The sequence below is a fragment of the Haemophilus parahaemolyticus genome, from assembly GCF_018373095.1.
Taxonomy (GTDB): domain Bacteria; phylum Pseudomonadota; class Gammaproteobacteria; order Enterobacterales; family Pasteurellaceae; genus Haemophilus_A; species Haemophilus_A parahaemolyticus_A.
This window is the reverse complement of the sequence record NZ_JAHAHT010000103.1, coordinates 1-6,151: the sequence shown is the minus strand read 5'-3', so window position 1 is coordinate 6,151 and position 6,151 is coordinate 1. Positions and strand designations below refer to the sequence as shown.

Sequence of the window (6,151 nt, the reverse complement as noted above, 5' to 3'; positions counted from 1 at the left end):
AGGTACGGTGATTAGTAACCCGCCTTATGGTGAGCGTTTAGGCACAACACCTGCATTAATCGCCCTTTATTCAGTGTTTGGTCAGCGTTTAAAACAGCAATTTACAGGCTGGAATGCTTCGATTTTCAGCGGCGAACCTGAATTACTCAACTGCTTGCGTTTGCGTTCAGCTCGTCAATTTAAAGCGAAAAATGGACCGCTTGATTGCGTGCAAAAAAACTACTCCATCACGCAACATCTTGAAAACACAGAGCAAAACGAACTGGCATTTAAACCAGAGCAGCAAGTAGCGACAGATTTCGCAAATCGCCTTGCCAAAAACATCAAGAAAATTGAAAAATGGGCGAAGCAACAAGGCTTAGATGCTTATCGCTTATATGATGCCGACTTGCCAGAATATAATTTAGCAGTAGACAGATATGGCGATCACATTGTGGTGCAAGAATATGCTGCACCAAAAAATATTGATGAACAAAAAGCTCGACAACGCTTGTTGGATGCGGTTTCCGCAACGCTTTATGTAACAGGTGTAGAAACCAATAAATTGGTGCTCAAAGTGCGTCAAAAACAGAAAGGCACGAACCAATACGAAAAATTGGCAAATAAAGGCGACTATTTCTACGTAAATGAATATGGGGCAAAATTGTGGGTGAATCTTACCGATTACCTTGATACAGGCTTGTTCTTAGATCACCGCTTAACGCGTAAAATGGTGGGTGAAATGGCAAAGGGCAAAACCTTCCTTAATCTATTTGCTTACACGGGCTCAGCAACCGTTCACGCAGCACTTAATGGAGCAAAAGCGACCACAACAGTGGATATGTCAAACACTTATCTTAACTGGGCAGAACAGAATTTAGAACTTAACGAAATTCCATTAAGAAATCATCGCTTATTCCAAGCCGATTGCTTGCAATGGTTGGCTGAATGTCGTGAACGTTTTGAAGTGATTTTTGTTGATCCGCCAACATTCTCTAACTCAAAACGAATGAATGAAAGCTGGGATGTGCAACGTGACCATATCAAACTAATGAGCCAACTCAAACGCATTCTTACCCAAGACGGCACGATTATTTTCTCAAACAATAAACGTGGCTTTAAAATGGATATGGAAGGCTTAGCAGAGTTAGGCTTAAAAGCAGAAAATATCTCGAAAAAAACGCTTCCGCTAGATTTTGAACGTAACCCACATATTCATAATTGTTGGGTGGTTGGGCATATTTAAGGGAAATATATGCAAGTAACGTATGACGAAATAATTACATCTGAAAAAAATTAATCAATAGAGTTGGATAACCCTATTGTTATAGCATTTGCCACAGATCTAAAATATTCTAAACATTTAGGAACATTAATCACATCTATACTAGATAATAAAGAGAGTAATATTAGCTTTCATATCTTTCTGACATAAATTGGAAAGTAGTCAAACTGAAAAATTAGAGAGTCTTCCATATAATAATTTCTCTATAACTTATTATTTCTTAAATAAAGAATATTTTATTAATTTACCTATATGCGGGCATTTTTTACTGAGATTTATAATAGAATAATTGTACCTAATGTATTATCAAAGAAAATATAGATTGAGTTTTATATTTTGACGTAGATACTTTATGTTTAAATGAATTAGCATCTCTATTCTTTTGTGATATGGAAGATAAAACAATTGCTGCTGTACCAGATTCTATATCATTGGATTATCTAAATAAACTGGAGAAGATTGGATTTCCTAGAACTTATGTGTAATTCAATTCAGGAGTATTGCTTATAGATATCAAAAGATGGCTAGTAAATAATACTTTTTCTAAATTTTTAGGGTGTTTAGGTAAAACAACTTTTTCTTACCCAGATCAAGATATGCTAAATATTCTATTTAAGAATGATACAAAGTATCTTCCTGAGCAGTATAATTGGAGAAATTGGAAAGAAACAGAAAAAGAGCTCATTAAAGATAATAATGTCAGAATAGTACATTTTACGGGAGAAATAAAACCATGGACAGAAATTGGATACTGCAATTTATATCATAAATTTTATAGTAGAAGTTTATGGAAAAATGTTCCATTGTCTCATCCTGTCACAACAAGAGAGCTAAGAAAATTTGCCAAAATATTATTCTTTAGACTACATATTTTCAAAGCTATAAAATATCAAATAATATACTTTAAGAAAAACTAAAACCTTAATCTAAATGTAGGTGAATAAATGATTTTTATTATCAACCTAGAAAAATCCAAAGAAAGACGAGATTTTATATCTAACCAATTTGATAACTTACCTCAAAAGATAGATTATCAATTCTTTAAAGCGGTGTATGGCAAAGAAGAACCTAACCACCCTTTATTCTCAAAATATAATGAGAAAAAACGTTTTGAGAGAAAAGGGCATTATATGAGCTTGTCTCAATTAGGCTGTTTTGCAAGTCATTATCTATTATGGCAGAAATGTATTGAATTAAATCAAGGGATTATTGTATTGGAAGACGATGCAATAATTCATTCTAACTTTCTTGAAGCTCTAGAATTTATCTCATCAGATAAAAACCATTTTGAGTTCCTTTGGCTTAGTCCACCAGCTCCAGCCAAGAGAAATCAAAAAGGCAAAATGATCTACTCTTTAGATAAAATCGAAATCACTCGTTATAAAGAAGGGTGGGGAAATGCTACAGGTTATTTTATTACTCCTAAGTCTGCTAAAAAATTATTAGATTACTGCGAAGAATGGATCTTAGACGTAGATATTATGATGGAGAGATACTGGGAAAATAAATTAGACCATCTTGCAATTACTCCTGCATGTGTTGAGCCAGATTTTTCAAAAGAAAGTAATATTCCAGTAGATAAACAACAAGGGAAAAGAACATTAAAAACTAAAATCATGAGAGAAATTTATAAAACTAAAGATAATATAAATAAATTCATTTACGATATTTTATACAAATAATAGACTTCCAATCCCTAAAACTCTTTCTTGACCTCGCCCAAAGCCGCAGTTTTATCCGCACTGCGGAAAAAAGCTATATGAGTGCTTCAACTCTTACACGCCATATTCAGCGAATGGAAGAGGAGATAGAACAACCGCTTTTAGTCAGAGATAACCGCCAAGTGCATCTTACAGAAGCGGGCGAAAAATTCTTGGAATTTGCAAAACAGAGTTGGGCAGATTGGCAAGCGATGAAAAATGCACTTTTGCCTCATCAAGGAGAAGTTAGAAGGCGAGTTGCAACTTTTCTGTTCAGTAACAGTAGCTTATAGCCATTTGCCTGCAATGTTAGAGATGTATTTCAACATTTTGCTGCAATTATAACCACATAAATGGAATTGAGAATTTTGGGAGTCAAGCAAAACGTCATTGACGTAAGTTTAATCGCATTTAAATAGAGTAGATTCCATAATTTTTCTCTACTCTTTTTATAAATCGGACATTCCCCTTTACAAATTTTTCCGCTATCCTTAGCACAATATTCCAACAAAAAGGCAATCAGACCATTACTCAACAACTTCTTCTCCCGATTCATCAAAATGATGATGAAACATTTGAAAATTTCTATTCAGAAAACAACCCTGTGTTGTTGGATTCGTTACGCCAAAATTTTGTGGATGTCCAACAGCCGTTTTTCTATATCTGGGGAAATCAGGGCTGTGGGAAAAGTCATCTCTTAAAAGCCGTTACGAATCAATCTCTTTTTAATCATCAATCCGCAAGTTATATTCCTCTGGATAAATCTCGCTATTTTTCCCCGCAAGTATTGGAAAATGCGGCTCAAATGGATGTGGTATGTTTAGACGATTTCCAAACTATCGCAGGCAATGAAGAGTGGGAACTCGCCATTTTCGATCTTTTCAATCAAATCCGTGAGCAACAAGGCTTATTTGGTAGCGAACACAAAACCTTGTTATTGATTAGTGCGAATTGTCCACCTCACGAATTGAAAATTAGCTTGCCAGATTTACACTCTCGTTTGATTTGGGGTGAGGTTTATCAGCTCGCTGATTTGAGCGATGAGCAAAAACGCATTGTGTTACAAAATAATGCTTATCAAAAAGGTATGGAGCTTTCAGATGAGGTCGCTAATTTCCTTTTAAAACGGCTTGGCAATGATCTTGCAGTCTTGCTTAAAGAGTTGGATCTGCTTGACCGAGCCTCGCTACAAGCTCAACGAAAACTGACTGTGCCTTTTGTTAAAGAAGTTCTGTACTTATAAATTCACAAAAATTTGTTTTAAAACAAATTGATCACTCTAAATAGGTAGGCTGTTTTTTACGCTAATCAGACTGATTATGGTAAACTTGCCTATCTTTTAATACCCTATCCGTGTTATGCAATCGAATGTACTAACTCTCAATAATATTGCCTGCGAACGTGGTGAAAACCGTCTGTTTGAAGGTTGTTCTTTTACGCTCAATCAAGGCGATTGGGTACAGATTGAAGGGCATAATGGTATCGGTAAAACGAGTTTACTCCGTATTTTAGCGGGGCTTGCTTTACCTGCTGAAGGCGAAGTGCTTTGGAATGGTCAAAAAATCCAAAAATGTCGCGAAGAATATTATAGTGAGCTGTTTTATCTTGGGCATCACGCAGGGATTAAACCCGAATTGACACCGTGGGAAAATCTGCGTTTTTATCAAAAAGTGCAGGGCTTAGCATTAAGTAATGAAGCGCTTTGGCATGCACTTGAAAAAGTTGCACTAGTTGGGCGGGAAGATTTACCTTGCTCGCATCTTTCTGCGGGGCAGCAACGCCGTGTTGCATTGGCAAAATTGTGGCTAACTAAACAGCAACTTTGGATTTTAGATGAGCCGTTCACCGCGATTGATAAAAAAGGTGTAGCCGATTTAATCGCTCATATTGAACAACATTGCCAAAATGGGGGAATAGTGATTTTTACCAGCCATCAAGCGGTCGAAAATCCTCATTTAAAAGCGATTTCCTTGGATCAATTTAAACTATGATTTTATTGAACATCATTCAACGAGAATTAACTATCGCATTTCGTCGACCTGCTGAAATTCTGAATCCGCTCTGGTTTTTTTTGATCGTGATTACGCTTTTTCCGCTGTTGATGGGGCCGAACCCTGAACTTCTGGGAAAAATCGCTTCAGGCATTGCGTGGGTTGCCGCATTATTATCGGCATTGCTCTCGTTTGAGCGCCTTTTCCGTGATGATTATTTAGATGGCTCATTAGAGCAATTGATGTTGTTGCCAGTTGGCTTACCGCAAGTGGCACTTGCCAAAGTCATAGCACATTGGCTGTTGACAGGATTACCACTGATTTTGCTTTCACCTATTGCGGCGATTTTGCTCTCTCTTGAAACTCATGTGTGGGGAGCGTTAGTGCTCACCCTGTTATTAGGTACGCCAATTTTGAGCTGTTTAGGGGCAATTGGTGTGGCTTTAACCGTTGGTTTACGAAAAGGTGGTACGCTGTTGAGCTTGCTGATTTTACCGCTCTTTTTGCCTGTGTTGATTTTTGCAGCAGCAGTGCTTGAAGCGGCAACCGTTAATATGAACTATAGTGGTCAGCTTGCGATTATCGGTGCGATTTTAGCCATTACTTTAACTTTTTCGCCTTTTGCGATTGCAGGAGCATTACGCATCAGTCTGCAATAGCAAGCGGTATGATTTAATTGACATTTTACCAATTTGGAGCTTTTTCTATGTGGAAATTTCTGCATCCCTATGCTAAGCCTGAAACGCAATATCGCTTGCTAGGGAAAATTCAGCCTGCGATTGGCTATTTAAGCCTGATCTTACTGGTAATCGCCTTCGTTTTAGGCTTAGCCTTCGCCCCAAAAGATTACCAACAGGGCGAGAGCTATCGTATCATCTTTATTCACGTGCCCGCCGCGATTTGGTCGATGGGAGTGTATGGTTCAATGGCATTAGCAGGTCTAATTGCGTTGGTGTGGCAAATTCGTCAAGCAAACCTCGCAATGATTTCAATGGCACCAATCGGCTTGGTGTTTGCCTTTATTTCGCTTGTAACAGGGGCAATCTGGGGGAAACCAATGTGGGGCACTTGGTGGGTATGGAGATCGGAAGAGCACACGTGAAGGGAAAACGTCAGCAGGAGATTTTGCGCATTATTGAGGAACAGGATATTGATACACAGGATCAGCTTCTGGCGGAGCTGAGGGCCCGCGGACT

6 protein-coding genes and 3 pseudogenes are annotated in these 6,151 nt (G+C 37.8%); all 9 read left to right on the top strand.

Annotated elements, in window-relative coordinates:
• Positions 1-1,225: bifunctional 23S rRNA (guanine(2069)-N(7))-methyltransferase RlmK/23S rRNA (guanine(2445)-N(2))-methyltransferase RlmL (rlmKL, locus tag KH943_RS08775; RefSeq protein WP_304110075.1), on the top strand; the 1,225-nt coding region annotated here is incomplete at its 5' end.
• Positions 1,226-1,602: 377 nt separating this feature from the next.
• Positions 1,603-1,998: pseudogene (locus KH943_RS08770) on the top strand (glycosyltransferase); the annotation flags it as partial.
• A complete protein-coding gene (locus KH943_RS08765; RefSeq protein ID WP_304110079.1) occupies positions 1,990-2,181 on the top strand; it encodes a glycosyltransferase family 8 C-terminal domain-containing protein in 192 nt (63 codons plus the stop codon). The pseudogene KH943_RS08770 and the gene KH943_RS08765, both read left to right, overlap by 9 nt.
• Before the next feature lie 27 nt (positions 2,182-2,208).
• Entirely contained in the window at positions 2,209-2,946 is a 738-nt protein-coding gene (locus KH943_RS08760) for a glycosyltransferase family 25 protein (protein WP_304110073.1), read from the top strand.
• Positions 2,946-3,285, top strand: a pseudogene (locus KH943_RS08755) (LysR family transcriptional regulator); the annotation flags it as partial. The gene KH943_RS08760 and the pseudogene KH943_RS08755, both read left to right, overlap by 1 nt.
• A gap of 205 nt (positions 3,286-3,490) precedes the next feature.
• Complete coding sequence (hda, locus tag KH943_RS08750; protein ID WP_304110077.1) at positions 3,491-4,207, top strand: DnaA regulatory inactivator Hda; 717 nt, start codon at positions 3,491-3,493, stop codon at positions 4,205-4,207.
• Positions 4,208-4,322: 115 nt separating this feature from the next.
• On the top strand, positions 4,323-4,955 hold the full coding sequence (gene ccmA, locus KH943_RS08745) for a cytochrome c biogenesis heme-transporting ATPase CcmA (RefSeq protein ID WP_304110070.1): 633 nt from the start codon (positions 4,323-4,325) through the stop codon (positions 4,953-4,955).
• The gene (ccmB, locus tag KH943_RS08740) at positions 4,952-5,614 is read left to right on the top strand and encodes a heme exporter protein CcmB (RefSeq protein ID WP_304110067.1); all 663 of its coding nucleotides are present in this window, start codon (positions 4,952-4,954) and stop codon (positions 5,612-5,614) included. The genes ccmA and ccmB overlap by 4 nt, the downstream gene beginning before the upstream one ends.
• Positions 5,615-5,661: 47 nt before the next feature.
• Positions 5,662-6,036, top strand: a pseudogene (ccsA, locus tag KH943_RS08735) (cytochrome c biogenesis protein CcsA); the annotation flags it as partial.
• Positions 6,037-6,151 lie beyond the last annotated feature (115 nt).

Coding starts and splice junctions, on each gene's coding strand:
- ccmA (WP_304110070.1), top strand. CDS start 4,323: ATGCAATCGAATGTACTAACTCTCAATAATATTGCCTGCGAACGTGGT.
- ccmB (WP_304110067.1), top strand. CDS start 4,952: ATGATTTTATTGAACATCATTCAACGAGAATTAACTATCGCATTTCGT.
- KH943_RS08760 (WP_304110073.1), top strand. CDS start 2,209: ATGATTTTTATTATCAACCTAGAAAAATCCAAAGAAAGACGAGATTTT.